1 pseudogene is annotated in these 243 nt (G+C 44.9%); it reads left to right on the top strand.

Going from position 1 to position 243, the window contains the following annotated elements:
- Positions 1-243, top strand: a pseudogene (locus A3762_RS05895) (ABC transporter substrate-binding protein); the annotation flags it as partial.

The following is a 243-nucleotide window of genomic DNA, read 5'->3' on the forward strand; positions in this document are numbered from 1 at the left end:
CGCGTACCAGACTTTTGGGGTAAGGACTTAAACGTTTACCAAGGCCGGTTTAACTTCGATCAAGTGCGCTTTGATTTTTACCGTGATCAATCCATCGCATTCGAAGCATTTAAGTCAGACGAGTTTGATATCTTCTATGACTACACAGCAAAAAACTGGGCACAGGGGTATGACTTCCCTGCTCTCATTAGCGGCAAAGTCATCAAAGAAGCCATCCCGCACTCTATTCCTTCAGGAACACAA

Source organism: Oleiphilus sp. HI0125 (genome assembly GCF_001635355.1).